Genomic DNA, 25,812 nt, shown 5'->3' on the forward strand with positions numbered 1-25,812 from the left:
TTTCTGCACTATTCGAAACAAGGCTATACCCGCTAATTTTGTGGGGTAAATAGCAGTATTAAACTGCGTTTGAGATCTAATTAAGAGGTTTGGCAGATGGCACAGCTTTATTCATATTTAACTTTTAATGGCAACTGCAGGCAGGCCATGACCTTTTATCAAAGCTGTTTGGGAGGCGAATTAGATTTTCAGACCGTCGGAGAAAGCCCCTTAAGCGACCCGCTGCCCGCCAATATGAAGTCTTATATTATCCAGGCTACCTTGCGGAAAGATAATTTGGTGCTCATGGCAACGGATATGGTTGCTAATGAAGGTTTAACTTCGGGCAATGCGGTATCGCTCATGCTCAATTGCCAATCAGAGCAGGAATTGGAAGAGTACTATCAACAACTGGCCATAGGAGGCGAAGCTACGCAACCCTTGGAAGCTAATTTTTGGGGAGCGGTATTCGGCTCGGTAACCGATCGGTTTGGCGTGAGGTGGCTTTTGAATTATGATAAGCGTTAGTTTTTCTTTAGAAGCGTCATCCTGAATTTGACTCTGGATCAAGTCCAGTATAACGATCATTGGGGAGTATAAAAGAGAATTTATCGAAAGAGATTGCTTTGTTCCTCGCAATGACGATTTATGGACTATGGACCAGCAACTGCTAACTGGCAACTCAAAACTCAAAACTGCCAAGCCAAACAATTTCCAAATACTTTCGTTTACTTTGTAGTGCAAACGATCGGCAATGAAACATAAACCTTATCCAATACCAGAAGAAGATGTGATTAAGGTGCCCAAATTTGAGGAAAGCGCAGGATTTTATACCACAAAGCAACGGAGTAAAACCATGTCTAAAATTAGGGGCAAGCACAGTGTTCCCGAGCTTTTACTCAGAAAGGCCTTGTGGGCAGCCAACATTCGTTTCCGTTTGCACCGAAATGATTTGCCAGGTAAGCCCGATATTGTGATAGACAAATACCGATTGGCCATTTTTGTAGATGGCGATTTTTGGCATGGCTACGAATGGGCAAAGCGAAAGCCCAAAAGCAACCTTGGTTTTTGGATCCCCAAGATAGAGAGGAACATGCAACGCGATAAATTTGCCAATGAAAACCTTAACCTGATGGGCTACAATGTGATGCGTTTTTGGGAGCATGAAGTCAAACAAAACCTAAAAGCCTGCGTAAACCAGATCATGCTGTATATTGAAGCAGAGCAAACAGGGCGGGTTCCGAGCAATGAATAATGAAGATTGCTTCTTTCAGACAAAATGTTGAAAAAGATTGAAATTAAAATTTTAATTTAGGCGATTGCCAATCGACCTGATTGGTTCCCCCGAACAATATGAGCAAGAAATTTAAGGTAGGTAGCCTTTACGCAGGCGTTGGTGGCATTTGTCAAGGATTTATAGATGCAGGAATGGAGTTGGCATGGGCCAATGAATTTGATAAGTATGCCTGTATCACCTATCGCGAAAATTTTAAGCATAAGCTCCATGAAGGCGATGTATTTGAACTTGATCCTAAAACACTTGATCCTATAGATGTATTGGCAGGTGGTTTTCCTTGTCAGCCATTTTCTATTGCAGGCTACCGCAAAGGCTTTGAAGACCAGCGTGGCAATCACTTTTTTAGGATTATTCAATATGCCGAAGAACTGGCACCTAAGGTTTTATTACTCGAAAACGTAAAAAACCTCACTTCGCACGATAAGGGCAATACTTTTAAGGTAATTATAGAAACACTTCGAGCCCTAAATTATACCGTGTTTACCAAAGTGCTCAATTCTAAAGACTTTGGAAATATTCCTCAGAATAGAGAGCGGATTTATATTGTAGCGTTTAAAAACAACGAGCAGGGCGAAGATATTTATGGAAAATATTTCCAGTTTCCAGAACCCTTGCCTTTAACGGTTAAAATCAGAGATTTGATCATTTCTGGAGAGATCGCTCCTAAATACTATTACGGACCAGATAAAATGATCCATAACGAGTTAGCGCAAAATATCAGGTCGAAAGCTACGGTTTATCAATGGCGCAGGCATTATGTACGTGAGAACAAACAGAACGTTTGCCCTACTTTAACCGCCAACATGGGCATGGGTGGACACAATGTGCCTATCATTTTAACAGACGAAGGGATAAGGAAGCTGACCCCAAAAGAATGTTTCAGGTTTCAGGGTTTTTCCGAAGATTTTAAGTTGCCCGCCATTTCAGAAGCACAATTGTACAAACAAGCAGGTAATTCGGTAACCGTACCCGTTATCGCCAGGATTGCGGCCAATATTAAGCAGGCATTAGTGCAAGGTTCTCCAGATGCAACAGGTCAAAAAGCTAAAGGAAAGAAAAAAGCAACTATTGCTTAGTCGAGTTCAGTTTTTTAAGCAACTGCTCAAAAGTATGCATATCGCCACTTTGCACATAATAGTTGCTGGCGTCCATAGGTATTTTGCCATTGAGTAGCGCTTTTTGGGGCAGGATAAAGCCATCTTTGATCAATTGTTGCAACTCGCCCTTTCCAATACAACCAGCAATGTCGAATTGCCAATTCTCAGCAAAAACGAGCTTTTTTAAGGTTTCGTAGTCGACCTTCTCCTTGTTTAAAGTTTTGCCCAGCAGTGTTTTTCCATCGGGCTTAATACGGCATAAAATGAAGAAATCGTAGCTTGAACCATCGGGAATGTAATTGCCTTCTTCATCCCAATCTTTGGTTTCCAAGAGCATGAGATTGGCAAAATGAGCGCCCGATTTAATGCTGAGTTTCTTTCCGTAACATTCAAAATCGCCATCGTCCCAAACTCCTTTGCCGAAAACGTGGAGGTCTGGTAACGGAAGGTCTATTCCATGGGTCTTAAATTGTTGGTAGATGCCAAATTCAGCTAGTTTCCCTTGCAGGGTATTAATAAAAAGCTCGCCTTGGCTCCGTTGGGTTTCGCCTCCAGATCTTGTATTTCTGTGGTGACCTTCATTGGTAAAGCACATGGTGTAGGCAAAATCGAAAGCTTGGGGTAAAAACTCATTCAAGCTAAACAAAGAATCAAATATCCTTTTACGATTAGTAGTATAAGTTAATGGGGGAGTAAAAAGAAGTTGTTGAAAGTTGGGCATCTCATTAGGCTAGTGCTCCTAAAGATAAGCCAAATTCAGAAAACACGTAAGCGCCAGAATAGATTAAGCTGCCAATAAGCCTTTTTTGCTGATGTAGAAAGCACCAAGACCACCAACTACTAGCAAGATTGCCCAAGTGTAATCGTCTAGGGGAAGGTTCATTGGAGTACAGGTATTTACAGTGTAATGAACATATGTACCATAACCACCAACACCAGTGTCATTATTGTTTGGGTTTACGAAAGTATTAACCCAGCATTGGCCACCTGCACTAGAAATGTTGTAATCTTCAACCCAGTCACATTGCTGGCCTGGATTGTAATCAACATTATATTTTGTGCCGTTTCTGTTGTAAACATCATAATTTGTACCATACCAATTTGTAGTGCCCATTTTGTCTCCATATACAGCATCGCCAATTCTACAACCATATGCACTGATAACAGTAGCTGAAGCAGTTTGGCTTAGAGAAGCAAAAAGAGTAATGATGGCTAAGTATTTTAAAAATTTCATGACTGGGGATGTTACGTGTTGTAACACCCAATAGACAACTTATAGGCCAGCGCAAATAAGACCTTAAGCTAGTTTGTCATGGGATTTTCAGCTAGGGCTTCTATTCATGTTTAAACATACATGTAGGGTTAAAAAATTGCTCAAAATATCTTTTTATGATAATTCCCCAACGAGTTTTCAATTTAAATAAACGGGGAAATATGGGGAATTATTTACTCGATGTGGATTCCACAGTTTGGGGAAATTGAAGAGTTTTGAGAAACATATAATATGATGTTTTAAGATATTTTGAAGTAAGTTTTTCAGCTCTATCAATTAAAAAATTTATATTTTTAATGCGATTTGTCTAGCAGTTTTTAGATATGTATTTAAAGAGTAGTATTGGGCAGAATGGATGATATTTAATGAGCACACAGAAAAAAGTAACTAAAGGAAAAAAAGCAAAAGATTTTAAGTTTATAGATTTATTTGCAGGTATAGGTGGGTTTCACTTGGCTATGCATAATATTGGAGGGAAGTGTGTATTTGCTAGTGAATGGGATAAATATGCTAGAATTACTTATGAACATAATTTTAAAGAAATATCACCAGAATTATTTCAAGAAAATAATTTTAATTCTGATATAAATGATGCAAATGTGGATTTAATTCCTGATTTTGATGTGCTATGTGCAGGTTTTCCGTGTCAGGCATTCTCAAATGCAGGATTAAGAAAAGGTTTTGATGATATCAGAGGGACTTTGTTTTTTAATATAGCTGATATAGTTAAACATAAAATAGATAAGGGATGTCCGCCAAAAGTACTTTTTTTAGAAAATGTAAAGGGACTTAAAAGCCACGATAAGGGTAAAACATTTAAGAAGATTTTACAAGTACTAGATGACCTTGGATACAACGTTCGTTCTGAAGTTTTGAGTTCAAGAAATTTTGGAGTACCTCAAAATAGACAGAGAATATTTATAGTGGCATGGCTAAAGGATGAAGAAGATACTTCTGAATTCAAATTTCCTTTTGGCTTAGATAGACATAATCATGCGATCTTTGAAAAAGAAAATTTAGAGAAGATGGCTAAACCTGTTAAGGTTGGGGATGTGTTAGAATTTAAAGTGGCGGATAAATATACTATATCTGATCGCTTATATGCCGGTCATTTACGAAGATTGGCTGAACATAAAGAAAAAGGAAATGGTTTTGGTTTCTCCTTATTTAATGAAGAAAGCGCATATACTAATACAATTTCAGCGAGATATTATAAGGATGGAAGTGAAATACTTATCGAGCAAAATGGCATGAATCCTAGAAAACTAACGCCAAAAGAAGCAGGTTTGTTACAAGGTTATCCAATTGATGATGGTTTCAGTATCATTGTTTCAGATGTGCAAGCCTATAAACAATTTGGAAATAGTGTATCGGTACCAGTCGTTAAAACCATTGCTCAAGAAATAAAAAAGCAACTTTTATGAATTTAAAAGACTTAAACAAAATAGGATTAGGATCAAAAGAAGCTTTTGACAAATATTTTAATCAGGAAATAATATTAAGTGAGAAATTTAAAGAGGAGTTTTCAAAATCTTCTGCCAATAAGGTATTTTACAATAAATTTACATGTGTCATTAAGACGCCCAAAAATCTTTCAATAATATTCCCAAACCAATGGTTTATCGTTGCTAGTTATTTTGTAGATTTTTTAATAGAGCTTAAGAAATATAAACAAATAGCAGAAAGAGTATTCATATCTACTAATGACAAGAAAGTATTAGCAGAAATAAAGGAAAAGTCAATTATATCCGATTTTTTTCTTTTAAGAATAAATGACGTTTTGAGAGAAACTCTAGATAGAGACTTTTTCAAGAAATTTCTATCTGACTATTCTTGGTGGTTTGGAAGTAAAACAATAGATCGAACTGATTATTATGTTTCTCCAATATTACATCTTTCAGGTCTAGTAAATGTTAGTCAATCATATGTTGCTGATTTAACCTACCTGTTATCTGATCATCCAGAATTAATACCTTTATTAAAGGAAAGCAAAATTCATGAGGAAAAGCCTAAGGAAGCATCTGAAGTTCTTCTTGTTGACTTTAATTATGAACATTTTCATAAGGCTACCGAAGAAATTGGACTTCAATTTAGTGAAGAATTGGTGGCTCGTTTTGCATCTGCATTATTAACCAAACCCTTTGTTATTCTGACAGGTTTATCAGGATCTGGAAAAACCAAACTGGCACATTCGTTTGCTGCTTGGCTTTGTGAAAATGAAAGTCAGTACAGTATAGTTTCTGTCGGTGCAGATTGGACAAATAGAGAGCCCTTGCTTGGATTTCCTAATGCTTTAGACAATGAAGGCTACGTAATGCCCCAAAACGGAGCTTTAAGCCTTATTCTTGAAGCCAATAAACCAGAAAACTCACAAAAGCCTTATTTTCTGATCTTGGATGAAATGAACCTGAGCCACGTTGAAAGATACTTTGCGGATTTTTTAAGTGCAATGGAGTCGGACTCGTGGATTGATTTGCATTCTAATAAAGAGATTAAGCCAGTACCTCAAAAAATTAAGCTTCCAAAAAATCTATATATCGTTGGGACTGTAAATATTGATGAGACTACCTACATGTTTAGCCCAAAAGTACTAGATAGAGCAAATGTTATCGAATTTAGAGTAACAGATGAAGAAATGAGAAGATTCTTAGGCGAAGCAACAAAAATTGAATTAGGCGATTTATTGGGCAATGGGTCTGGAATGGCTGAGTCTTTTGTAACGATTTCACAGTCGACCCCTCTTGACGTAATCAACAAAGACATGCTTGTTAAGCAATTACTCCAGTTCTTTAAGGAACTGAAAAAGGTAGGGGCTGAGTTCGGTTATCGTAGTGCAAGCGAAATACTTCGTTTAGGTTCGGTTTTGCAACACTTAGATAATGACCGTGAATTGAATAGTATTATGGATTTGGCGATTATGCAAAAATTACTTCCTAAGGTTCACGGTTCACGAAAAAAAATAGCGCCAGTTTTGGAGAATTTAGGTTCCTTATGTTTGCTTGAAGGTAATAATATCCTTGATGTATTGAACTCGAAAAATGATATTAATTATAATGAAATCGCCAAATTTCCTATCTCATTAGAAAAGATCGTAAGGATGTATCTTAATTTAATGGATAACGGGTTTACCAGTTATGCCGAAGCTTAATATAGAATGCTATCCCATTTAGATTTTGATATAGAACTGCAAAATAAATCAGCTATAAAATTTAGTTTATGGAGTGAGAACGAAATGCAATCTATTATCGCAATTGGACAGGAGGAAGCATTTGAAAACGGGGAGGCAAGAATTCAAATAAAGGAAGGCCAAGCTTATGAGTATCTTTTGCCAAAAGGGTATGAATTATCGAATAATCCTTTAATTAAGAATTCAAAACATCATCCAAATTGTGGCCGAATAGTGCCAAATATTTACGTAGGTACACTTGTTGTAGATATTTGTTACGCTCAGCAAATAGTAGGTGTACTTAAATTAGAGGTTCAGTCTGTAAAAACAGCGTATAGGGAAGATTATCGGACAATGTTAGAAGACATCACCGAGCAGTGTGTTGATCTAGTATTCATGCACTCGTCACCTGTAAGTCAGAATATAACTGCTGATTTTGTTCAAGATTGGAAAACGATTTATCAACGTTTTGCTTTTATAAAATCGGTTTTAGATTCAGATGAATTTAATGAGGCGATCCATAAAATTTTAATAAATCCTGTTGCAAAATGGATAGCAACCGAAGCAGAGAAAGACATTAGGAGCTGTAAGAGATTAGATCATAAAAGTATAAGGCAACTGGCTGGTTCATCAAACAGGATAAACTTGTCTAATAGTCATAGGTTGTCAGAAAAAAATATAATTCATTCAGTTCCTCAAAAGATCATTGGCTTAAACCAGAAAGAGTCAATAGATACTTCAGAAAATAGATTCGTAAAGTATGCACTTGAATCCTTTCTAGATTTATTAGGCAAAATAGTGCTTAATGCTACTCCTAATTCGAGATTGAGATCGGAAGCAACTTTTCTTGTAGACAAATTGGAACAACTGCTTAATCACAGTGTTTTTAAAGAGGTATCGAACATGAATTCTATTCCGCTTAATAGTCCAATATTACAGAGAAAAGAAGGCTACAGAGAAGTATTAAAAGCTTGGTTAATGTTTGAGCTTGCCGCAAAGCTAATTTGGAAGGGTGGGGATGATGTATATGCTGCAGGAAAACGTGATGTGGCAACCCTTTACGAATATTGGCTGTTCTTTAAACTTCTTGATTTGGTTAAAGAGTTGTTTAATATTGAGCCTAATGAATTAAAAGAGCTAATTAAATCTACAAATGATAATTTAGGGTTACAATTAAAACATGGAAATCATATTGCAGTTAAAGGTGTTTTTAAAAATGATATTAGAAACCTAAATGTTGAATTTAGTTTTAACAGATCATTTACAAGCGGAGACGTATATCAACATGCCGGAAGCTGGACTAAAAGCATGCGTCCGGATTATACGCTTTCAATTTGGCCTGCTACCATAAGCCAAGCGAAAGCGGAAGAAGAAGAATCGATCGTTCATGTTCACTTTGATGCAAAATACAGAGTCGAAACCCTTTCTCAGCTTATTGGTGATGACTCTTTAGAGGAAGGTCATGAATTCAATGATAAAAACAAAAGCTTTAAAAGAGAAGATTTGCTAAAAATGCATGCTTATAAAGATGCAATAAAAAGAACGGGGGGAGCTTATGTACTATATCCCGGGAACGAAACAGAGCCCTATCGTAGAAGTGGATTTCATGAGGTCTTGCCTGGTTTAGGCGCATTTGCAATTAGGCCAGACAAAAGATACGATGGGACATTGGCTTTGAAAGAATTTTTAAGCGAAGTAATTAGGCATTTTTTAAATAGAACAACCCAACGCGAAAAAATAGCCTTTACAGCCTATAAAACTTATCTGCATAAGCCAAATGATGAATTATTAGAAGCTCTGCCAGAGACTTATGGAATAAATAGAGGGTTGTTGCCTGAGGAAACTTCGGTTTTGGTAGGTTTTTTTCAAGAAAAGCAGAAAGATTGGATATTTGAAAATGACCTTTACAATATTCGAATTGATGACAATAGGGGAAGTATAAGGTTGAGCGCGATTGAAACTGGTGCCAAATATCTCTTGCTTCATGGTCCTAGTCAGCTAAAAACGGGTATGCTATTGAGATTAAAAGAAGAGGGGCCAAAGATTTTTTCGAAAGCAGATATGTTGCAAAGATCGTATCCAAATCCAAGTACAGACTTTTATTTAGTTTATACGATTGAAAAAAATACGGATAGTGAATTTAAAAACCTTGTTTGGGACATTTCACAGCTAAATGGATATAAAAAAGGCAGGGAATCTTCCATGCCTTTTTCTACAACTCTCGCTGAATTGATGAGAACTATTGTAAAATAGTATACTTATATCTTCTTTGTCATCTCCTTCAAAAATTCCCTTTCTTCTTCGTTCAACAAAGGACTTAAAGAATCGTAAACCCTTTCATGGTAAGCATTAAGCCAATCAATATGGCCTTGTTCTAACAGTTCTTTCTTTACAATCGTAGTATCAATAGGAGCCAAGGTTAATGCTTCAAAAGCATAGAACTCATTAAACTCGTTGGTTTGGTCTTTGATGGTCAGCACTAAATTCTCGATGCGGATCCCATGTTTGCCCGGACGGTAAATCCCTGGTTCTATCGAGGTGATCATCCCTAGTTCAACAGGAATGGCTGTTGCCGTGGCATTAAATACCTGCGGACCTTCATGCACGTTTAAAAAGTAGCCTACACCATGGCCGGTACCATGCCCATAGTTCAATGCATAATCCCACATTGGCCTCCGGGTAATTGCATCAATCTGGTAGCCACAAGTGCCTTTAGGGAAACGTGTTTTGCAACCTTCAATCATCGCTTTCAGTACCAAGGTATAGTCTGTGCTTTCTTCATCAGTAATATTGCCCATCGGGATAACGCGGGTAATATCGGTAGTGCCATAACGGTATTGGCCACCTGAATCTACCAAGAACAAGCCTTCGGCCTTAATGGCTACATTGCTTGCTTCGGTTGAAGCATAATGCGGCAAAGCGCCATGCGCTTTGTAAGCTGAAATGGTATTGAAACTTTCACCAATAAATCCTTCCTGTGCAGCCCTGAATGAGCTTAGCTGAGCAGCGGCCGAAAGTTCGGTCATTTCGATTTTGCCTACGTTTTCTTTAACCCATTTTAAGAATTGGGTTATCGCAACGCCATCTCTGCGCATTACCTTACGTGTATTTTCTACTTCAACCTCGTTTTTCATTGCTTTGAGGTGCGTTGAAGGATTGGTTTCCAATACACGCTTAACCGATTTCGGGATCAGCTTATACAAAGCAAAGCAATTACGCTTTGGATCGATCAAAATAGTGCTATCAGCAGGTAAAAACTGCAGGTCTTTCGCAATGGTATCATAGCCTAATAACTCCACGCCATTTGCACTTAACGTAGCTTTATCGCTTGCATTTAATTTATCATGCTGTATATATAAAGTGGCTTGGCTAGGTGTGATCAGCGCAAAACCCAAAACCACCGGATTGTAACTTACATCAGCGCCACGAAGGTTGAACAGCCAAGCCAAATCATCTAAGGAAGAAATCAAATGGCTGTCGGCATGGTTTTGTTTTAAGCTAGCCCTCACCAAAGCTAGTTTATCGGCTATCGATTGGCCTGTATATTCTTCGCCAATTAAAAAGGCTGGTTCTTTAGGCAGTGCGGGCCTGTTTTCCCAAATTGGGTTCAGGTAATCCTTATTTTCAAAACGGATTCCCTTGTAGGCCAGTTGCTGCTGCAGCAATTCGCCCAGCAAAATAGAAACGAGCTTCTCGTCAAAAGCAATCGTAGCCCCTTGTTTTAGGGTGCTGCCCAGCCACTGGATGTATTCTGGGGCATGTTGTACCTTCAACTTCACTAACTCAAAGCCACTTCCCTGCAATTGTTCTTCGGCTTGCTCAAAATACCTGAAATCTGCCCATAAACCAGCAAAATCATGGGTAATGACAACCGTACTTACCGAACCTTTAAAGCCGGTAGTAAAAGAAATACATTTGTAATGATCTGGCAGGTATTCGCTAATGTGCGGGTCTGCCGATGGAATAATGTAGGCGTCAACACCGTCGGCCTTCATCTGCTGGCGGATTGCATTCAGTTTTTCAGGATATGTCATGCGCAAATCTAAACGAAAAAGAATTGAATTGAAATTAAAAAAAGAGTTTATGGCATTTATCAGCGGATTTTTGACATACTGCTTTCAATTATTCGACAAATTTTAACCTTTAAATATGATTTTTTAGATTTTTTGAGGTAATATTGATTTTTGATTGCAGATGAAAGTCCTCCAGTTTACCATTCCTGTGGCGCATGATCGTACGGTAATTGTACAGGAAGACGATATGCCCCATTTTTATCCTTACCTGCACCGCCATAGAGAAGCGCAACTCATTTGGATCAAGCAGGGAGAGGGAACCCTGATGGTGGCCAACAACATGTATGCGTTTAAAAAAGACGACGTATATCTCTTGGGTGCGAACCAGCCGCATTTGTTAAAAAGCAATCCAGAGTATTTTGAGGAAGAAAGCGGGTTGAAGATCCAATCATTAATGATTTTCTTTGATCCAAAGGGGAAATTGGCACCTATTTTAGCTCTGCCCGAAATGCAGTGGCTGGCTACGTTTTTACAGCAACATCAAAATGGATTTAAGGTTCCCGTTGCCCATCAAGCGAGTATCATCGAACAGATGAAGGTTGTTCAACATGCTGGAAATATAGAGATTATGGTCAGGTTCTTTAACTTGTTTCAGTCTCTGCAACAATGGAGCGGACAGTTGGAACCATTGTCTACCTCCATATTATCAAGCTTTTCAGAAAGTGAGGGACTAAGAATTGGCCATATCTTTAACTTTTTGATGCAGAATTACCAGCGAAACATCAGTCTGGAAGAGGTGGCAGCCGAAGCGCACTTGACGCCACAGGCATTTTGCAGATACTTTAAAAAACACACCCGTCAAACCTTTATTACCTTTTTAAACGAGCTTCGAATTAACGAAGCTTGCAAGAAATTAACGAGCAGCCAATTCGAAAACATCGCCACGGTAGCCTATTCTTGCGGCTTTAACAATATCACTAATTTTAACCGTGTATTCAGGTCGGTAAAAGGCCAGGCTCCAAAAGCCTATTTTAGTCGGTTGTTACAGAATTTGAATTGAAATTATCTCTATTTTAAATTCTAATTGATTTTTTAGGTTAAAATTCGTCAATCCTTCATCAAAACCGGTTAATAATTGTAGGGTATTGCTTCCTACTTTTGAATGAAGAAGTTGCAGGCGTAACAGCAACTTCCACAATCAAATTTAAACCGAAATTATAAACTGATGAAAAACGTAGCTTGGCAAGGTGTTTATCCTGCACTTTTAACCCCTTTTAAAGAAAACGATGAAATAGATTATCCTTTGTTTCAGAAAAACCTCGATGCACAGCTTGCCGCTGGAGTTGATGGCATTATCATTTGTGGTTCTTTAGGCGAAGCCAGCACATTAAGCAGCGCTGAAAAGCTCGAGCTATTGGCTTATTGTGTAAAAAGCATCAATGGCAAAGTGCCGGTGATCTTGAACATTGCAGAGCAGGTAACCAAGGATGCCGTAGCCATGGCGCAACAGGCAGAACAAATTGGAGCAGATGGCTTGATGTTGTTGCCACCATTACGCTATAAGGCCGATGACGAAGAAACACTGACTTATTTTAAAAGCGTAGCCAGTGCAACGGCATTGTCTATCATGATTTATAACAACCCGGTTGATTATGGCATTAAGGTTTCTGTAGAAATGTTCGAAGAATTAGAGAAATTCGAGAACATCCAAGCGGTAAAGGAAAGCACACGAGACGTTTCAAACGTAACCCGAATGATCAATCGTTTTGGTGATCGTTTCAAGATCTTATGTGGCGTTGATCCTTTGGCCTTCGAATGTTTGGCCTTGGGCGCGCATGGTTGGGTAGCGGGATTGGTAGATGCCTTTCCGGCAGAAACCGTGGCCATTTATCGTTTGGTAAAAAATAATCGTTATGCAGAAGCCTTGGAGATTTACCGTTGGTTTTTGCCGATATTGGAATTAGACATCCATGCTAAATTGGTTCAATACATTAAACTGGCCGCACAAGCTACTGGAATAGGTTCTGAACATGTGAGAGCGCCACGTTTGGTTTTAAAAGGCCAGGAACGTGCCTATGTAGAGCAGGTAATTAACGAAGGTCTTGTAGCCCGACCAAAATTGCCCGCATATTTGGATTTAGAAGTAGCAGTTCTTTAACTTAGTTTAAAGTAAAAAACAAGAAATATGTATCAAGATACCAGTATAGCCATGCTCGATGGGCTGTTGGCCAATTCGGTTAAAGCTTACCATCAATACAAAACCTATTCGCTTAAGCAAAGGGCGGATTTTATGCGTGCCATTGCCAAAGAAATCGAGCTGTTAGGCGAAGAACTGATTGAAACTGCCAGTGCAGAAACCAATTTGCCAGCTGCGCGTTTAATGAACGAAAGAACGCGTACCATTTTTCAGTTGAACAGCTATGCCGATGCTGCAGAGCGAGGCAATTGGTTGGAGGCCAGCATTGATACGGCTTTGCCAGAGCGTACGCCACCAAAACCCGATTTGAGAAAAATGCTGGTTCCCTTGGGCACAGTGGTCGTTTTTGGAGCGAGTAACTTTCCTTTTGCCTATTCTACGGCTGGCGGAGATACCGCTTGTGCGTTTGCTGCAGGTTGTCCTGTGATTGTAAAAGCCCATCCAGCACATGCCAAAACTTCTACTTTGGTGGCCAAGGCTATTGATCAAGCCGTTCAAAAATGTAAAATGCCAGAAGGGATCTTCTACCATGTATATGGCGCAGGCTTTGAAACTGGCGAATATTTGGCCAAGCATCCAGCGGTGAAGGCTATTGGTTTTACAGGTTCTTATAGTGGCGGAAAAGCATTGTTTGATTGGGCCAATCAACGTAAAAGTCCAATTCCGGTTTTTGCCGAAATGGGAAGCGTCAATCCTATTTTCTTGTTGCCCGAAAAATTGGCTACAGAAACCGAATCGCTGGCCAAGCAATGTGCTGGTTCCATTACCTTGGGTATGGGTCAGTTTTGTACCAATCCGGGTTTGTTAATTGCCGTTGATGGCGATGGTTTAGACCGTTTTGTGCAGCAACTCAGAAAAGAAATCAAAAATGTGGCGCCAAGCAAGATGCTGCATCAAGGCATTGCCAAAAACTATAGCGATAAATTGGCCAAGGCATTGGCACAAAAAGGCGTTCAATTGTTGACCCAAACAGAACAGAATATCGCCGATGGGGAAGGGTTGATTAGTATTGCCACCACAACAGGCGCTACGTTTTTGAATAATCCGGTACTGCATGAAGAAGTATTTGGCCCTTATTCTTTGATTATTCAATGCCAAAATGAAGCAGAGATGCTCGAAATTGCCAAAAAACTAGAAGGACAACTAACAGCTACTTTAATGGCGACGCCAAAAGACCTGAGGCAACATAGGGAATTATTGGATTATGTACAGGAGATCTGCGGTCGTTTTATCATTAATAACGTACCAACTGGGGTAGAAGTAAGCTTGGCTATGCAGCATGGCGGCCCTTTTCCTGCCAGTACCGATAGCAGATTTACTTCGGTAGGGGCTGATGGCATCAAGCGCTTTGCCCGTCCGGTTTGTTTCCAGAACTGGGATGATGAATTTTTGCCAGCCGAACTCAAAAACGATAACCCTTTGCAGATTTGGCGAACCGTAAACAATGAATTAAGCCAAAATCCAATTTAATTTTAATGAAAAAAACATTCAGCTGTATAGATGCGCATACCTGTGGCAATCCGGTGCGGGTAGTAGCAGGTGGGGGTCCGATACTATTGGGCAACAGTATGATGGAGCGTCGCTTGCATTTTTTAAAAGAATACGATTGGATTAGAAAAGGACTGATGTTCGAGCCTCGTGGGCATGATATGATGAGTGGCAGCATTCTTTATCCGCCGATTGATCCTGCAAACGATATCGGCGTGTTGTACATTGAAACCAGTGGCTGTTTGCCCATGTGTGGCCACGGCACCATTGGTACAGTTACCATTGCCATAGAAGAAGGCTTGGTTATTCCGAAAGTGCCCGGAAGACTGAGATTAGAAACTCCAGCAGGATTGGTTTTGGTAGAATATGTACAAGAAGCAGGCAAGGTAAAATCGGTTAAGCTCATTAACATCAAATCTTATTTAGCTGCTGAGGCTTTGGAAGTAGATTGCCCTGATTTGGGTAAAATAACCGTGGATGTAGCTTATGGCGGGAATTTCTATGCGATTGTTGATCCTCAAGCCAATTTTAAAGGCATCGAGAACCATACGGCCGATCAGTTGATCAGTTGGAGCAGGGCCTGCAGAAAACAGATGAACGAAAAATACACTTTTGTCCATCCAGAAGATGAAAATATCAATGGTTTAAGTCATTTCTTGTGGACTGGTGCGACAATTTCGCCCGAAGCTAGCGCTAGAAACGCCGTTTTTTATGGAGATAAAGCCATTGATCGTTCACCTTGTGGTACTGGAACATCGGCTCGAATGGCACAGTGGTTTGCCAAAGGGAAGCTTAAAAAAGGGGATCAATTTGTTCACGAAAGTATCATCGGCTCACAATTTATTGGCACCATAGAGGAGGAAACCACCATTGCTGGTAAACCCGCTATTGTACCAGGCATCGAAGGCTGGGCCAAGGTTACTGGCTATAATACCATTTTTATCGACGATGATGACCCTTATGCACACGGATTTCAGGTGATTTAGGGGTTAAGAATCAAGTATCAAGTATCGAGTAGTAAGTATCGAGTGGCAAGACTGGAGTAATGATAATCGTCATTGCAAGGAACGAAGCAATCTCTCTCGGTAGAATTTAATAATATAGCAATTTAATAATATAACCTTTCAACTTTTCAATCAACAAACCCTACATCTTCCATATTCCCTTTCCCATCATACATTAAATGAATTCGTCTCAAGAAAAACCTACAGTAACAATTATCGGTGCCGGCATTATCGGCCTCTGTTCGGCCTATTACCTGCTTAAACAAGGTTATCAACCAACATTGATTGATCAGGGCGATTTGCTGAACAATTGTTCTTCGGGCAATGCAGGCATGATTGTGCCCAGCCACTTTGTGCCTCTGGCCGCGCCGGGAATGATCAGTCAGGGGATTAAATGGATGTTCGACAGCAAAAGCCCTTTTTATGTAAAGCCTTCGCTCAATCCGGCATTGCTTTCTTGGGGAATAAAATTTTGGAAACATGCCAATCTGCAACATGTAGAACGCTCAGCCGTACCGCTTCGCGACCTGCATCTGCTGAGCAAACAGCTATATGATGACCTGGCTAAAGAATCCGAACTCGATTTCGGGCTCGAGAAAAAAGGAATTCTGATGCTGTACAAGAATTATGAAACGGGTAATGAAGAAATCCACATGGCAAAACAGGCACAAGAACTGGGCTTGGATGTGGGTATACTCAATGCGCAACAGACACAAGATTTAGAGCCTGATACCGAATTAAATGTATTGGGAGCGGTGCATTACCGTTGCGATGGACATTTATATCCAAATGCTTTGGTGCAGCAACTCATCAGCTACCTGCAAAATAAGGATGTAAAAATTATAAGCAATTGCAAAGTTGAAGGGATCGAAGTAAATAATGGCGAAATTAAATCGTTAAAGACCGAAAAAGGGATTTTTATTTCAGATTTGGTAGTGATGACCGGAGGTGCTTGGTTGCCCGAATTGGCTAAACTTGCCAAGCTCAATATTCCAGTGATGCCAGGCAAGGGCTATTCTTTTATGGTCGATCCGCAAGAAAAGAAAATTCATCATCCTTCTCTGTTGCTCGAAGCCAGGGTAGCCGTAACCCCAATGAATAATCAGGTTAGGTTTGGCGGAACCATGGAAATTGCGCCAATTAATGCACGAATTAATCAAAAAAGAGTACAGGGGATCGTAGATGCCATTCCGCAATATTATAGAGACCATCAGGTTCCAATGCCTCAATTGGATAAGATTTGGTATGGCTTTAGACCTTGTTCGCCCGATGGCTTGCCTTATATCGGCTATAGCCAAAAACTCAAAAACCTGATCATTGCAGGTGGGCACGGCATGATGGGACTGAGTTTAGGTCCAGCCACAGGCAAATTAGTGGCCGAATTGGCAACACAGCAACGTTTATCGGTATCGGTTGATGCTTTTAAACCTGAACGCTTTAATTAGTGTCGAGATATTGCTTTCTACAGCAAATAAATCCTATTGGCCTAGTCAGTTGTTAAATAATAGTCCATTTAATAACGATTTGCAGGTTTATTAAAATTTAGAATCGCTGATGCCAAATCTGTATTTTCTCGAAATAAAATAATAACCCAAACTCGCCATAAGGATCATCAAAATAAAAGAATAACTGTCTAATGGGCAATTGTCTATCACAAAGCTTGATTTAACGCCACAGCTGGAATTGATAATACAGTTTCTGAAATTGCTGCTGATCACCAAGCTTAAGGGGTTTGGGGTTACCGTACAGTTAGGGCTGAAATTGGTGTAGACGCCCGGATCAAACTGTTCTACATTGCTGTAGCCATTGCAGGTGGTAAACGTACCTAAAGCTTTGGTATAAAGCCGAGTGTCAGAGCTTGTAGCGCTGAACACGATAATGCAGCCGCTTTGCGCGTAACTGGATAGGTTTAGAAAGAGAAGAACAAGGAGAGAGAGCTGTTTAATTTTTTTCTTGGAACGGAAATTAAAAAGCATAGGAATGATGGATAAGGGTTTTTGTATAGGCTAAAAATTTCATTTGATCGAAAGGTTAATTTCCCAAATATTAGGGTTTGATTTTGAATTAAAGATTAATATTTCAATATGATCAATAAATAACTTTAAATGAACCCAATCTGTTTGAAACAGGTTTGATATTTTTATAATATATTAAATCTATAGATTTAGTAGTATTTATTGAAATTATTGTTACTTTTGGGTGAGTTAAAAAGAAACCCATGCAGTTATCATTCACTTCTACTTCAAATGTAAATGCTACAGGAAGCCTGGCTAAAGGCCGGCCCATTATATTGCTCCACGGTTTATTAGGCCAGTTGAGCAATTGGAAGCATGTAAAGGAACGTTTTGAATTTAAGCACGAGGTATTTGCGCCAGAATTGCCTTTGTTCAACGGCCTGTTTGGCAATAACCTAGATCGTTTGGTACAGTTTCTCGAAAACTATATCGTTCAAAACCAGATTTTTCAGCCCGTACTCATTGGCAACTCTTTAGGAGGGCATATTGCATTGCTGTACACGCTGAAGCATCCCAGTAAGGTATCAAAACTGGTGCTGACCGGTAGTTCTGGTCTTTACGAAAATACTTTTGGAGGCAGCTTTCCAAGGGTAAAAGACTATAGTTACATCAAGGGCAAAATAGAAGATGTTTTTGATAGGAAGGAAGTGGTAGACGAGGCTTTGGTAAATCATATCTTCGAAATCGTGCAGCAAAAATCGAAAGCCATTTCTATTATTGGCTTGGCCAGAGATGCCCAGAAGCAAAATTTAAAAAACGAATTGCCTCAGATCAAGGTGCCTACCTTATTGCTTTGGGGACTGCAAGACGTGATTACCCCGCCAGCTGTTGCCGAGCAGTTTAAACAACTGTTGCCACAGGCAACTTTGCATTACATTAACGATTGTGGCCATGCACCGATGATGGAGCAACCTGAACTTTTTAACCTGCATTTGAGTAATTTCCTAGCCAGTAGCTATGCCAATTAATTACCTGGCTTTTGCCATTCCAGCTTTCTTCCTTTTCCTCTACCTCGAGTACCAACTAGCTGTAAGGCTGAAGAAAAAGCACCTGTTCAAATATGAAAGCTCGGTATCTAATGTAAGCATTGGCATTGCCGAGCGCCTGCTTAACCTGTTTATTGCAGGCAGTTTTTACGATTTGTTTCAGCATGTTTATAAAAATTATGCCTTGTTCAATATCCCCAATACCTGGTGGGTATGGATATTGCTCATTTTGGCAACCGATTTGGTCTGGTATTGGTACCATCGCCTGGGCCATCAGGTTAACTTTTTATGGGCCGCACACATTGTTCACCACCAAAGCGAAGAATTTAACCTGAGCGTATCGGCCCGGATTACTACTTTTCAGGCATTGATCAGGAATGTGTTTTGGTGCATTTTGCCTTTTGCGGGATTTCATCCTGCTTTGGTAATGATGATATTAACCGTTCACGGCGCCTATTCCTTTTTTACGCACACGCAACTGATAGGCAAATTGAGCTGGCTCGAACATATATTGATTACGCCATCCCTACACGGCGTTCACCATGCCAGCGATGATAAGTACCTTGATAAAAACTATGGCGATGTGTTTGTGTTTTGGGATAAGCTCTTCGGCACTTTTCAAAAGGAAGAAGAAGCACCTAAATACGGATTGACGCATCCCATTAAAAGCTATAGTTTTTTGTGGCAGCATTTTCACTATTATTTAGAACTCGACGAAGCCGCCAAAAGGGAGCGTGGACTTAAAAATAAGTTAGCGATCTGGTTCGGTCACCCGGCTAGACTGGACCAAGACATTAGACTTGTTTTAGAAAAACGCTTTTTGCAGCATAAAGCCGATGACCATTATCGCTTCAAGTTTAAAAAGTACCTTAATTTTCAATTGGTAGTATCTATTCTGCTCCTGACTTTTACTACGGCTTGCTTTGCCTGGCTGGGTTTTGACGATAAATTATTCGTTTTGGGTTTTGTGCTGATTACCTTGGTCAATTGCGGTGCTTTGCTTGAACAACGCAAATGGATCTATTACCTGGAATGCCTGAGGCTAATGATGCTGGTGGCCTATGTATTCTGGAAATTTGATCTTTTTGCCTTGATTTTTATTCCGGTATTGATTTTAATCCTCTTAGAAAGAACCTTTTACCTCAGCCATTTATACCGAAACTATGTTTTACAATACGAAAAGGTAGAAAAAATGTCTTGAGCTGGTGTAAATAGCTTGCATTTCTAAATCTTTTATTAGCTTTGTTTCTATGCTTTCTAAAAAAACAAAGTATGCCATAAAAGCATTGGTAGTTTTGGGAAAAAACATCAATGAACCGCCGATGCAGATTGCACGCATTGCGGAAGAAGAGCATATTCCGAAAAAATTTTTAGAGCAGATCTTGCTAGACCTGCGCAACGCAGGCTACCTGTACAGCAAAAAAGGCGCTGGTGGTGGCTACAGCCTGAATAAAAACCCTGCCGATATCTATTTGGTAGACATTTTACGCATTACCGATGGCCCTATTGCCATGGTTCCTTGTGCCAGTCTCAAGTTTTACCACAAATGCGATGAATGCCATGACGAAGTAACCTGCGGCATCCGCAAGGTATTTATCGATGTTCGCGATGCAACGCTGAAAGTATTGAGCGAAACCAGCATTGCCCAGATCATCGAAAAAGAAAAAATGCCTTTGCTCAACCTCGAATAAACCGTTTGTTGGCGGGACGCCAACGAGTTAAATATCCTCTAGTTGGCAGTTTTCAATTAACACTTACCTCGCAAAGAATGAAAGCCTAGCGAATCGTCATTGCGAAGAACGAAGTGATGAACATCTCTTTAGAAGTTTTGTCATCCAGAACGCAGTGAAGGATCTGTTAACCACAGAGAATAGCTATTCACCACATAGATACATAGTTTTTAGCTGAGCTTAAATGTCTGATAAGATAAAAATTCACCCGTTTTCATTTTCCAAGCATCGTCATTGCGAAGAACGAAGTGATGAAGCAATCTCTTTAGAAGCTTTGTCATCCAGAACGCATTGAAGGATCTGTTAACCACAGAGAATAGCTATTCACCACATAGGCACATAGTTTTTCGATGAGCTTAAATGTCTATAGGATAAAAAGTCACCTGTTTCATTTTCCAAGTATCGTCATTGCGAAGAACGAAGTGATGAAGCAATCTCTCTAGGCGATTTTGTCATCCAGAATGCAGTGAAGTATCTGTTCAACCATTCTATTGTTGGGCGCCCGAGCCAATAATTTTAGAATACAACCTCATAAGGCTACAGTGTGGATTGCAAATCCACAGTTATTAGGGTCGAGATGACACATCCCGACCAGCTTGATGAGGCATGTTGCTTCGCAAAGAACTACTGCCTTTATTCTTTAAACCTTATTGGAGCGAACACGAAATACAATGGAGTAAAGCGGAAAGAAGGGCCGCGATTGCCGATAAGCATTGACATTGTTTTTCAAATAAAGATATCTCAGTTTAACCACAGGCCATGAAGGTCTCACAAAGAATCGGGGGTTCAATGTTCACCACATAGGCACATAGTTTTTTGACGAGCTTAAATGTCTGATAAGATAAAAAGTCAACCGTTTTTATTTTCCAAGCATCGTCATTGCGAAGAACGAAGTAATGAAGCAATCTCTCTCGGCGATTTTGTCATCCAGAACGCAGTGAAGGATCTGTTTCAAATATTCCATTGTTGGCGCTCCTGCCAATAATTTAAAACCACGACCTCGTTAAACTGTAATGTGGGTATTACAAATCACAGTTATTGGGGTCGAGATGAGACATCCCGACCAACGATGAACATGATTTTTTTAGAAAAATTCAAAATAAATTACTACTAAATCTATATACTTTATATATTTGCTAGAATTAAGACTCCTGTTTTGGCCTTTCAAGAGGGGGCAAGGAGTGGATAATGAATACCATAATACCTAGAAAAACATCGAATGCAGAGCTTTAGAACAGAATTAGAAAACCCGATTGTTGAACAAGACATCATCGATCTAGAAAAAAAGATCTATGATTTTCGTGCAGGCAAAATCCATGATGAGCGTTTTAGGAGCTTGCGTTTGGCCCGTGGCATCTACGGACAGCGCCAGCAAGGCGTACAAATGATCCGCATTAAATTGCCTTTCGGAAAGCTCAGCTTTAAACAACTGTTGCGGATCAGCGATATTGCTGACGAATATGCGAGCAGCAACCTGCATTTTACCACCCGTCAGGATATACAGATCCATTATGTGAGTCTCGACCGCACGCCAGAACTGTGGGCCAAACTTGAACAGGATGACATTACTTTGCGCGAAGCCTGTGGCAATACGGTAAGGAACGTAACCTCATCGCCAAATGCAGGGATCGATCCTGAAGAACCTTTTGATGTTTCGCCTTATGCGCATGCCGTATTCAGCTATTTCTTGCGCAACCCGATTTGCCAGGAAATGGGCCGGAAAATCAAGATTTCGTTTTCTTCGAGCGATAAAGATACGGCCTACAGCTATATCCACGATTTGGGTTTTATTCCCAAAATAAACGAGGCTGGAGAAAGAGGATTTAAAGTAATGTTTGCCGGTGGCTTGGGAGCACAGCCATTTTTGGCCAGTGCCGTACACGAGTTTTTGCATGAAGACCAGCTTATTCCTTTTACCGAATCGGTTTTGCGCGTTTTTGATCGCTATGGCGAACGTACCAACAGAAACAAGGCCCGATTAAAATACCTGGTTCAAAAATTAGGATTGGAAGAGGTTTTGCGCTTGGTAGAGGAAGAGCGTTTGGCCAATAAAGTAAAGAGCTTTAAGGTTGATCGTACCGTGGTAGAACAGCCTGAACCACCCTTGGCACAAGATCTTCCTGCAATTGAAATCGCAGATCAGCTTCGTTACCAGCAATGGCTAGATACCAATGTAGTAGAACAAAAACAGCAGGGTTTTTATGCGGTTTATGTGAAAGTGCAGATTGGCGATATGAAAACCGATCAGGCCAGGGCCTTTGTAGCAGCGATTAGGCCATATGTTGCCGATGAAGTCCGTGTGACGCAAAACCAAGGCCTGTTGCTCAAATTTGTACGCAAAGAATCCTTGCCCATACTTTATAGCAATTTACATGAACTCGGCTTAGCCGAACTCGGCTTTGATAGTTTGGCCGATATCACGACCTGCCCTGGTACAGATACTTGTAACCTTGGTATCTCGAACAGTATGACTTTGGCCAAAGTATTGGAGCATGTGATCCTGCACGATTTCCCTGAATTTATTTACGAGAAAAATATCAAAATCAAGATCAGTGGCTGCATGAATTCTTGCGGTCAGCATGGCTTGGCCGAAATTGGCTTTCACGGAAGTTCGCTTAAAGCAGCGGGCAAAGTGGTGCCAGCCGTACAGGTAATGCTGGGTGGTGGCACCGTAGGCAATGGCGTGGGTCGTGTAGCCGAACGTATAATCAAAGTGCCTTCTAAAAGGGCGGATCAGGTATTGCATGTACTGCTTAACGATTTTAAGGCAGACGGGAACGGAGAAAGTTTCCATAGCTATTATGACAGAAAAGGCAAGGATTATTTCTACCAGCTCTTAAAGCCATTGGCAGATTTGAACGAACTGCAGACAACAGATTTTGTAGACTGGGGCCACGAAGAAACCTTCGAAACAGCTATCGGCGTTGGCGAATGTGCCGGCGTAGTGATTGATTTGGTGGCTACATTATTGGTAGAAGCCGAAGAAAAACTGGCTTGGGCCGAACGTGCCTTGGCCAATGGGGCTTATGCCGATTCGATTTACCATACCTATAGCGTTTTGGTGGGTGCGGCCAAGTCGCTGTTATTGGACAAAGGCATTAACAGCAGTACACAAATTGGAGTAATTAAAGAATTCGATACACAATTTGTGAGTACTGGCGAGTTCAGTTTTGAACCAAGCTTTCAGGAAACAGCCCTGCAAATCAATAAAAATGAGCCTAGCCAAGTTTTTGCCGAAAACTATTTGGCTACTGCTCAACAATTTCTAACACTCATTAAAGCCAAAAGGAGCTTTACAGCATGAACAATCCAAAACTAGATAAAGAACCGAAAATAACCCTTTTAGGTGCAGGTCCGGGCGACCCAGACTTGTTGACTTTAAAAGGGGTAAAAGCCTTGCAAACTGCAGATATTGTATTGTATGATGCCTTGATCAACGAAGCTTTGCTTACCTATGCACCTGCAACGGCCATCAAAATATATGTAGGCAAGCGTTCTGGAGAACATTCTTATGAACAAGATGCCATTAATCAACTGATGGTTGATTACGCTTTGAACTATGGTCATGTGGTACGCCTTAAAGGAGGGGATCCCTTTGTTTTTGGCAGGGGCTATGAAGAATTGGACTTCGCCGATTCTTACAACATTCCGGTAACTGTTATTCCAGGTATTTCGAGTTCGATTGGTGTACCTGGCTTGCAACAAATTCCGGTGACCCACCGTGGTTTGAGCGAGAGTTTTTGGGTCATTACAGGTACTACTACTTCGGGCGCAATTTCTGCCGATATCTATCAGGCAGCCCAGTCGAATGCAACCGTGGTCATTTTAATGGGCTTAAAGAAATTGGCCAAGATCGTTGCCGTTTTTGCGACAGCAGGCAAAGACCAATTACCCGTAGCAGTAATTCAAAATGGCTCTGCTGCCGACGAAAAATTTGTGGTGGGCAAGGTAGATACGATTGTAGATATCGTAAAGAACGCAAAGATCGAAGCACCAGCCTTATTGGTTTTCGGCGAAGTAGTTTCTTTACATCCGGCATTTAAAACATTGATCCAATCTTATGCAGACATTGCCTAACCTTCAAGAAGATAATGCCGTAGCTCAAGAAAAGGGCAATCAGCTGTTTCCGGTTTTTGTAAAACTGAACCAGTTGCGTACATTATTAATTGGGGGAGGAAATGTAGGCCTGGAAAAATTAAATGCCATTATCGGCAATAGCCAGCAGGCACAGGTAACCGTGGTGGCCGAAGAGGTTTCGCCAGCCATCGAAGCACTTCAAAGCAAACATCCTTACCTAACCATTAAAAGGAAGTCTTTTGAAGTGGCCGACTTGGAAAATGTGGATATTGTTTTTGCAGCCACCAACAATTACGAGCTGAACCAGCAGATCAGGGCAGCAACGCACCAAAAGGGCTTGTTGATCAATGTGGCTGACCAACCATCGCTTTGCGATTTTTATTTGGGTTCTATTGCCAAAAAGGGTGATTTGAAAATTGCGATTTCAACCAATGGCAAATCGCCTACCATTGCCAAACGCCTGAAGGAAATTCTTAATGAGAGCTTGCCTAACGAGCTGGAAGAAACGCTGATCAACATGAATGCCTTGCGCCAAACGCTAAATGGCGATTTTGCAAAAAAGGTAAAAAAGCTCAATAAGGTAACCGAGATTTTGGTGAAGCCCCGCAAAAGCTTTATGGAAGCCAATATCAAATGGATGATTTGGGTGACCATTGTATTGCTCATTGGTACTGCCGGATTAACCTTGTGGAATACCGAACCGGCTTTTCAGCATTTCCTGATCAATATCGATCCGCTGTTTTACTGGTTTTTGGGAGCCGGATTTGTATTTGCCATGGTAGATGGCGCCATCGGCATGTCTTATGGCGTAACCTCGGCCTCGTTTTCTTTAACCATGGGTTTGCCACCGGCATCGGCCAGTATGGCCATCCATATTTCTGAAGTGCTAAGTAATGGCATCGCCGGCTGGATGCATTACCGTATGGGCAACGTAAACTGGAAATTGTTTAAAATATTGATTATTCCCGCAGTAGTGGGCGCCGTTTTAGGGGCTTATCTATTATCGTCTTTAGAGCATTACAGCAAATATACCAAGCCGGTAGTAGCGGTTTATACCCTGATATTGGGCGGAGTAATTTTAATGAAAGCCTTTAATATCAAAAGGAAAAAGGCCGAACATAAAATCAAAAAAATCGGAATTTTAGGCTTTTTTGGAGGTTTTATCGATGCCGCATTTGGTGGTGGATGGGGCTCTATCGTACTTTCTAGTTTAATTGCTGGTGGCAGGCACCCTTTGTTCTCTTTGGGAACGGTAAAAATCAGCCGCTTTTTTATCGCTACGCTAAGTTCGCTTACTTTTTTCACCATGTTGGGTGGCAAATATTGGGAAGCCGTTGTAGGGCTGATTATTGGCAGTGCACTGGCATCGCCCATTGCAGCTAAGGTTTCTAACCGTATTTCGGCCAAAACAATTATGGTGGCCGTGGGCATCATCGTAATGGCCGTGAGCTTGCGCAGCGTAGTATCGTTTATTTTAAAGTTGATTTAGT

General features: G+C 40.5%; 21 protein-coding genes. 17 read left to right on the forward strand and 4 right to left on the reverse strand.

Going from position 1 to position 25,812, the window contains the following annotated elements; genetic code table 11:
• The first annotated feature begins 96 nt into the window (after nt 1–96).
• From AC570H_RS02775 to AC570H_RS02785, 3 genes are all read left to right on the forward strand, one after another.
• Nucleotides 97–507, forward strand: a complete 411-nt coding sequence (locus AC570H_RS02775; protein ID WP_497351483.1) for a VOC family protein — start codon at nt 97–99, stop codon at nt 505–507.
• A gap of 226 nt (nt 508–733) precedes the next feature.
• The gene (locus tag AC570H_RS02780) at nt 734–1,234 is read left to right on the forward strand and encodes a very short patch repair endonuclease (protein ID WP_497351485.1); all 501 of its coding nucleotides are present in this window, start codon (nt 734–736) and stop codon (nt 1,232–1,234) included.
• 98 nt (nt 1,235–1,332) lie between these two features.
• Entirely contained in the window at nt 1,333–2,352 is a 1,020-nt protein-coding gene (locus AC570H_RS02785; RefSeq protein ID WP_497351487.1) for a DNA cytosine methyltransferase, read from the forward strand.
• Here AC570H_RS02785 and AC570H_RS02790 read toward each other — a convergent pair.
• A complete protein-coding gene (locus AC570H_RS02790; protein ID WP_497351489.1) occupies nt 2,342–3,010 on the reverse strand; it encodes a hypothetical protein in 669 nt (222 codons plus the stop codon). The two genes, AC570H_RS02785 and AC570H_RS02790, sit on opposite strands and share 11 nt — an antisense overlap.
• 147 nt (nt 3,011–3,157) lie before the next feature.
• Nucleotides 3,158–3,607, reverse strand: coding sequence for a hypothetical protein (locus AC570H_RS02795; RefSeq protein ID WP_497351490.1), 450 nt, complete (start codon nt 3,605–3,607; stop codon nt 3,158–3,160).
• A 404-nt stretch (nt 3,608–4,011) separates the two neighbouring features.
• Between AC570H_RS02795 and AC570H_RS02800 the strand changes: the two genes are divergently transcribed.
• Genes AC570H_RS02800 through AC570H_RS02810 form a run of 3 tightly spaced genes read left to right on the forward strand, consistent with a single transcriptional unit; the run spans nt 4,012 to nt 9,065 of the window.
• The gene (locus AC570H_RS02800) at nt 4,012–5,070 is read left to right on the forward strand and encodes a DNA cytosine methyltransferase (RefSeq protein ID WP_497351492.1); all 1,059 of its coding nucleotides are present in this window, start codon (nt 4,012–4,014) and stop codon (nt 5,068–5,070) included.
• A complete protein-coding gene (locus AC570H_RS02805; RefSeq protein WP_497351494.1) occupies nt 5,067–6,794 on the forward strand; it encodes an McrB family protein in 1,728 nt (575 codons plus the stop codon). Before AC570H_RS02800 ends, AC570H_RS02805 begins: the two co-directional genes overlap by 4 nt.
• 6 nt (nt 6,795–6,800) lie before the next feature.
• Nucleotides 6,801–9,065, forward strand: a complete 2,265-nt coding sequence (locus AC570H_RS02810) for a DUF2357 domain-containing protein (RefSeq protein WP_497351495.1) — start codon at nt 6,801–6,803, stop codon at nt 9,063–9,065.
• 5 nt (nt 9,066–9,070) lie between these two features.
• Here the strand turns inward: AC570H_RS02810 and AC570H_RS02815 are convergent, their stop codons facing one another.
• Complete coding sequence (locus AC570H_RS02815) at nt 9,071–10,846, reverse strand: aminopeptidase P family protein (protein WP_497351497.1); 1,776 nt, start codon at nt 10,844–10,846, stop codon at nt 9,071–9,073.
• 160 nt (nt 10,847–11,006) lie between these two features.
• Here AC570H_RS02815 and AC570H_RS02820 point away from each other — a divergent pair, with 160 nt between their 5' ends.
• The 5 genes from AC570H_RS02820 (at nt 11,007) to AC570H_RS02840 (ending at nt 16,959) form a co-directional block, all read left to right on the forward strand.
• Nucleotides 11,007–11,885: an AraC family transcriptional regulator gene (locus AC570H_RS02820; protein ID WP_497351499.1), complete on the forward strand. Its 879-nt coding sequence runs from the start codon at nt 11,007–11,009 to the stop codon at nt 11,883–11,885.
• A 165-nt stretch (nt 11,886–12,050) separates the two neighbouring features.
• Nucleotides 12,051–12,983 carry a dihydrodipicolinate synthase family protein gene (locus tag AC570H_RS02825; protein WP_497351501.1) on the forward strand — a complete coding sequence of 311 codons (933 nt, stop codon included), beginning with the start codon at nt 12,051–12,053 and terminating at the stop codon, nt 12,981–12,983.
• 27 nt (nt 12,984–13,010) lie between these two features.
• Nucleotides 13,011–14,492: an aldehyde dehydrogenase (NADP(+)) gene (locus AC570H_RS02830; RefSeq protein WP_497351503.1), complete on the forward strand. Its 1,482-nt coding sequence runs from the start codon at nt 13,011–13,013 to the stop codon at nt 14,490–14,492.
• A 5-nt stretch (nt 14,493–14,497) separates the two neighbouring features.
• Nucleotides 14,498–15,496 carry a 4-hydroxyproline epimerase gene (locus tag AC570H_RS02835; protein ID WP_497351505.1) on the forward strand — a complete coding sequence of 333 codons (999 nt, stop codon included), beginning with the start codon at nt 14,498–14,500 and terminating at the stop codon, nt 15,494–15,496.
• A 197-nt stretch (nt 15,497–15,693) separates the two neighbouring features.
• Nucleotides 15,694–16,959 carry an NAD(P)/FAD-dependent oxidoreductase gene (locus AC570H_RS02840; protein WP_497351507.1) on the forward strand — a complete coding sequence of 422 codons (1,266 nt, stop codon included), beginning with the start codon at nt 15,694–15,696 and terminating at the stop codon, nt 16,957–16,959.
• 90 nt (nt 16,960–17,049) lie between these two features.
• Here AC570H_RS02840 and AC570H_RS02845 read toward each other — a convergent pair whose 3' ends face one another.
• Nucleotides 17,050–17,388: a hypothetical protein gene (locus tag AC570H_RS02845; protein WP_497351509.1), complete on the reverse strand. Its 339-nt coding sequence runs from the start codon at nt 17,386–17,388 to the stop codon at nt 17,050–17,052.
• Nucleotides 17,389–17,732: 344 nt separating this feature from the next.
• Between AC570H_RS02845 and AC570H_RS02850 the strand changes: the two genes are divergently transcribed.
• The 6 genes from AC570H_RS02850 (at nt 17,733) to AC570H_RS02875 (ending at nt 25,811) form a co-directional block, all read left to right on the forward strand.
• The gene (locus tag AC570H_RS02850) at nt 17,733–18,497 is read left to right on the forward strand and encodes an alpha/beta fold hydrolase (protein WP_497351511.1); all 765 of its coding nucleotides are present in this window, start codon (nt 17,733–17,735) and stop codon (nt 18,495–18,497) included.
• A complete protein-coding gene (locus AC570H_RS02855; protein WP_497351513.1) occupies nt 18,487–19,716 on the forward strand; it encodes a sterol desaturase family protein in 1,230 nt (409 codons plus the stop codon). The genes AC570H_RS02850 and AC570H_RS02855 overlap by 11 nt, the downstream gene beginning before the upstream one ends.
• A 49-nt stretch (nt 19,717–19,765) precedes the next feature.
• On the forward strand, nt 19,766–20,206 hold the full coding sequence (locus tag AC570H_RS02860) for an RrF2 family transcriptional regulator (RefSeq protein ID WP_497351515.1): 441 nt from the start codon (nt 19,766–19,768) through the stop codon (nt 20,204–20,206).
• Nucleotides 20,207–21,464: 1,258 nt separating this feature from the next.
• Nucleotides 21,465–23,549: a ferredoxin-like domain-containing protein gene (locus AC570H_RS02865; RefSeq protein ID WP_497351517.1), complete on the forward strand. Its 2,085-nt coding sequence runs from the start codon at nt 21,465–21,467 to the stop codon at nt 23,547–23,549.
• Nucleotides 23,546–24,322, forward strand: a complete 777-nt coding sequence (gene cobA, locus AC570H_RS02870) for a uroporphyrinogen-III C-methyltransferase (RefSeq protein ID WP_497351519.1) — start codon at nt 23,546–23,548, stop codon at nt 24,320–24,322. Before AC570H_RS02865 ends, cobA begins: the two co-directional genes overlap by 4 nt.
• The gene (locus AC570H_RS02875; protein ID WP_497351521.1) at nt 24,306–25,811 is read left to right on the forward strand and encodes a TSUP family transporter; all 1,506 of its coding nucleotides are present in this window, start codon (nt 24,306–24,308) and stop codon (nt 25,809–25,811) included. Before cobA ends, AC570H_RS02875 begins: the two co-directional genes overlap by 17 nt.
• The last annotated feature ends 1 nt before the right edge of the window (nt 25,812 follow it).

It is taken from the genome of Pedobacter sp. B4419, from assembly GCF_059693725.1.

Bases quoted from the DNA above. Each gene is read 5' to 3' on its own strand.
- AC570H_RS02775 (WP_497351483.1), top strand. From the start codon at position 97: ATGGCACAGCTTTATTCATATTTAACTTTTAATGGCAACTGCAGGCAG.
- AC570H_RS02780 (WP_497351485.1), top strand. From the start codon at position 734: ATGAAACATAAACCTTATCCAATACCAGAAGAAGATGTGATTAAGGTG.
- AC570H_RS02785 (WP_497351487.1), top strand. From the start codon at position 1,333: ATGAGCAAGAAATTTAAGGTAGGTAGCCTTTACGCAGGCGTTGGTGGC.
- AC570H_RS02795 (WP_497351490.1), bottom strand. From the start codon at position 3,607: ATGAAATTTTTAAAATACTTAGCCATCATTACTCTTTTTGCTTCTCTA.
- AC570H_RS02800 (WP_497351492.1), top strand. From the start codon at position 4,012: ATGAGCACACAGAAAAAAGTAACTAAAGGAAAAAAAGCAAAAGATTTT.
- AC570H_RS02805 (WP_497351494.1), top strand. From the start codon at position 5,067: ATGAATTTAAAAGACTTAAACAAAATAGGATTAGGATCAAAAGAAGCT.
- AC570H_RS02810 (WP_497351495.1), top strand. From the start codon at position 6,801: ATGCTATCCCATTTAGATTTTGATATAGAACTGCAAAATAAATCAGCT.
- AC570H_RS02815 (WP_497351497.1), bottom strand. From the start codon at position 10,846: ATGACATATCCTGAAAAACTGAATGCAATCCGCCAGCAGATGAAGGCC.
- AC570H_RS02820 (WP_497351499.1), top strand. From the start codon at position 11,007: ATGAAAGTCCTCCAGTTTACCATTCCTGTGGCGCATGATCGTACGGTA.
- AC570H_RS02825 (WP_497351501.1), top strand. From the start codon at position 12,051: ATGAAAAACGTAGCTTGGCAAGGTGTTTATCCTGCACTTTTAACCCCT.
- AC570H_RS02830 (WP_497351503.1), top strand. From the start codon at position 13,011: ATGTATCAAGATACCAGTATAGCCATGCTCGATGGGCTGTTGGCCAAT.
- AC570H_RS02835 (WP_497351505.1), top strand. From the start codon at position 14,498: ATGAAAAAAACATTCAGCTGTATAGATGCGCATACCTGTGGCAATCCG.
- AC570H_RS02840 (WP_497351507.1), top strand. From the start codon at position 15,694: ATGAATTCGTCTCAAGAAAAACCTACAGTAACAATTATCGGTGCCGGC.
- AC570H_RS02850 (WP_497351511.1), top strand. From the start codon at position 17,733: ATGCAGTTATCATTCACTTCTACTTCAAATGTAAATGCTACAGGAAGC.
- AC570H_RS02855 (WP_497351513.1), top strand. From the start codon at position 18,487: ATGCCAATTAATTACCTGGCTTTTGCCATTCCAGCTTTCTTCCTTTTC.
- AC570H_RS02860 (WP_497351515.1), top strand. From the start codon at position 19,766: ATGCTTTCTAAAAAAACAAAGTATGCCATAAAAGCATTGGTAGTTTTG.
- AC570H_RS02865 (WP_497351517.1), top strand. From the start codon at position 21,465: ATGCAGAGCTTTAGAACAGAATTAGAAAACCCGATTGTTGAACAAGAC.
- cobA (WP_497351519.1), top strand. From the start codon at position 23,546: ATGAACAATCCAAAACTAGATAAAGAACCGAAAATAACCCTTTTAGGT.
- AC570H_RS02875 (WP_497351521.1), top strand. From the start codon at position 24,306: ATGCAGACATTGCCTAACCTTCAAGAAGATAATGCCGTAGCTCAAGAA.